Here is a 2982-nt window from a genome sequence, read left to right as displayed (position 1 = left end):
GTACCTTCCCAGATACCGTGTTTAGTACAGTAACCATGAGCAACAAGTTTAAGTTTTTTACCTGTTGGGATGATTGTAAATGTAGTTGTGTTATGTGCTTTAGTGTTACCAAGAGTTCCTGGAACATAAGAAGCTTTTGCTAATTGAGTCTCACCGTTGAAAAGTGTTACAGATTCAATGTAGTGATCAAAATCATCTGGGTGAGTATATTCGTTACCCATTTTTACTGTTACTTCAAATGGCTCACCAGCAGTTGCTGTGTCTGCACAGTGGATAAATGGAGAGTGTCTGTCGATAAGATCTTTTTTTGCTTCTCTTTCTACTTCAGAGATGTCTACGTATTTGTTAATTTTTGGCATTTTATTTCCTTTTTATGTTTTGATGATGGCATTATAGCACAAATAAAATTAAATAGGATAAAAATTGTCTTATTTGTGTAAATTTAATTAAATCTACCAAAATAAAAGTCAAAAAAGACACGAACTCTGTAGTTTGGATCATAGTCATATTGTTTCTCAAAACTTACAGAAGGGCGCACTTCAGCAAAAAACCATTTACGCCAAATATTTGTTCTCCAACTTACTGAGGTAATATAAGTATTTATACCGCCAAACTGTTTTGTTTGAAGAGGATCAATACTGTTGTCGACTGTATACTCATACTTTGTATTACCATAAAACGATTGACCAAATCCAAATCCAGTATGTTTTTTTAGACTCTGGTAGTATATCAGTGAAAGAGCATAGTTCATACCGGCAATCTCTTCTTGAGTACTTCTATGTAATTGTATTCTAAGAAGTGATTTTTTTCCTACTTCTTTGTCAAAGTAAATATTTGTATCTTCTTCAAATTTATCATCTGTAGAGTATTGAAACAACTGAACCATTTCTATCAACCACTTATCTGTTTTGATAGGCATATTAAATTTGGCTTTAACAAAAGGGTCTATACCACTTAAACCCATTGAATATCTAGAGTTTATTATTTTTAGTGGTTTGAAATAATGCAGACCTATATCAGGTGAGTTATCATCATCTTTTTTATCCTGTAATATGTCATTTGCATTATCTGCAGTGAAATTTTCAACAAAAATTTTAAGATGTTTCCTACTTTTTTTAAATGGCATCTGTGCACGAAGTGTCAGATCATAATCATGAGAGTCTTTTGATTGTAAAAAACTCTCTGCACGAATACGGATATAGGTATTTTCTGTCTCATCAAGGTACTTGTCATTTTGAAAAAAAGCATCTGCGGAGCTTACTCGGTCTTCCAATGTATTCCCTGGAACATTGGATACTGCAGGAGTATTAGTCATAGGTATAATCGTTGCAGTAGCTGTACTGAGTATAGGTTGAGTGGTCAAAATTGTAGTTGAATTCGTTTCATTGCTTTCATCAATAGTTATATTTATTTCGTTATTGTCTGCAGTACTTCTATTCGTATCATTATTGTCTATAGTAGATATGTTTGCTTCATTATTTACAGTAGACGTTATATTTGTTTCATTATCGTCTGTAGTGGTATTAGTTTCATACTTTTTTATCCAATCACTCACCATTGTATCTATGATATCAGACCAATTGACAATTGTTTCAGAAAGTATTTTATGTGTTTGATCTATGTAGTTTGATTCATTTTGTATGGTACTGTTGGTATTGGCTTTAGAGAAAGACACTAATAAGGATAAAATAACGATGTATCTTTTGATAATAACCCTCCTGAATGACAATAAAACTTATTTAGATATATAGTATACTACTTTTACTTAAGTTAATTTCATGAGTGCGTCATGCATATCAAAATAAGCGATAAAGAATTCAAACATCACTCTCCAGAGTATTTCCATACAGATAAAACAGAGAAAAAAGATCGTAAATATAATGAGACGTTGTCTAGCAGTAGTATGTATCACTACTGATGTTTTTACCTTTTCAGATAAATATACTTTTTTAATCCAACGTACAAAGTACCAACTCAGCAAAGGAATAATAAGAGCACCTATATAATACATAATTATAAGAAGAGTAGGAGTAATGAATGTCTGAAATGTTAAGAAGTCTTGCATTATTGTCCTTTTGCACATTAATAATATAAGTATACACAAGGTATATAAAGTTTGTTTGGTTATATTTGAGAGATTGAAGGAATAACTATGAATCAAAGAACAAAACAAGAAGCGATAAAAGGTGCATTTTTCGGTGCATTGGTAGGTGATGCACTGTGTTTAGGAAGTCACTATGAATATGATGCACAGAAGATATTTAAGGCGTATGGAGAGAAATCCATAAAAAAATTCATGAGTCCTGGTGAGATGATGGGTGGACAAACTCATGGCATAGGATGGGGTGAACGTAATTACCATCCAGGGAAGAAAGCAGGTGGAACAACAGACTATGGTGACTATAATATTTTAGTACTCGAACATTTAGCGGCCACTGCTGACCCGCCAAGAGATTTTGATGTTGCAGCACTCATTCCACATTGGATGAATAGATTGACGAACAACTGGGGTTCCTGGATATGTACCATGACACGTGAAACGTTTGCACAGGTTCAAGCAGGGAAAACAGTGGATGAACTTGGAGGCATATCAAACGCAATGGCGATCCGACATGTGGCAGCCCATGGGTATTATGATGATGAAGAGACTTTGGCAAGCGTAGCTAGAAAAGCTATGTTTACACATACCAGTGAAGATGCACTTAGTGGAGGAGAATTCTTCGCTCGTGTGACACACAGGGTCATACATGGTGTACATCCACGCGATGCTATAGAACTTGTTGCCGTTCAAATGAGTCCTTTTATCTCTTCAAAGGTTTCACAGGCCATCACAAAATATGAAGAAGCAACTGATCCCCAAAGTACACTTTCAGAAGAACCATTTGTCGATGATCTCGCACTTACATCCATGGCAAGACTTTGGGATATAGGTCGAAGCGAACCTGTAAGAGTGGGTAAAGCAAGTCCGACAGAAGGTACCTT

General features: G+C 34.8%; 4 protein-coding genes. 1 reads left to right on the top strand and 3 read right to left on the bottom strand.

The window, feature by feature from the left end; all coding sequences use genetic code 11:
• The 3 genes from ABYK33_RS15065 to ABYK33_RS15055 form a co-directional block, all read right to left on the bottom strand.
• A partial coding sequence (locus tag ABYK33_RS15065) for a class II SORL domain-containing protein (RefSeq protein ID WP_373034134.1) occupies nt 1-359 on the bottom strand: 359 nt, incomplete at its 3' end.
• 83 nt (nt 360-442) lie between these two features.
• Entirely contained in the window at nt 443-1675 is a 1233-nt protein-coding gene (locus ABYK33_RS15060; protein WP_373034133.1) for a hypothetical protein, read from the bottom strand.
• Between the two features lie 90 nt (nt 1676-1765).
• Entirely contained in the window at nt 1766-2065 is a 300-nt protein-coding gene (locus tag ABYK33_RS15055; RefSeq protein ID WP_373034132.1) for a DUF4282 domain-containing protein, read from the bottom strand.
• Nucleotides 2066-2152: 87 nt separating this feature from the next.
• Here ABYK33_RS15055 and ABYK33_RS15050 point away from each other — a divergent pair.
• On the top strand, nt 2153-2982 hold an 830-nt coding region (locus ABYK33_RS15050), incomplete at its 3' end, for an ADP-ribosylglycohydrolase family protein (protein WP_373034131.1).

Origin of the sequence: Sulfurovum sp. (assembly GCF_041562805.1) — a bacterium.
Classification (GTDB): domain Bacteria; phylum Campylobacterota; class Campylobacteria; order Campylobacterales; family Sulfurovaceae; genus Sulfurovum.
The sequence above is the reverse complement of the archived record's forward strand: the minus strand, read 5'-3'. Positions and strand labels throughout refer to the sequence as shown.

Excerpts from the sequence above, each read along its gene's own strand:
- ABYK33_RS15055 (WP_373034132.1), bottom strand. The coding sequence starts at position 2,065 with ATGCAAGACTTCTTAACATTTCAGACATTCATTACTCCTACTCTTCTT.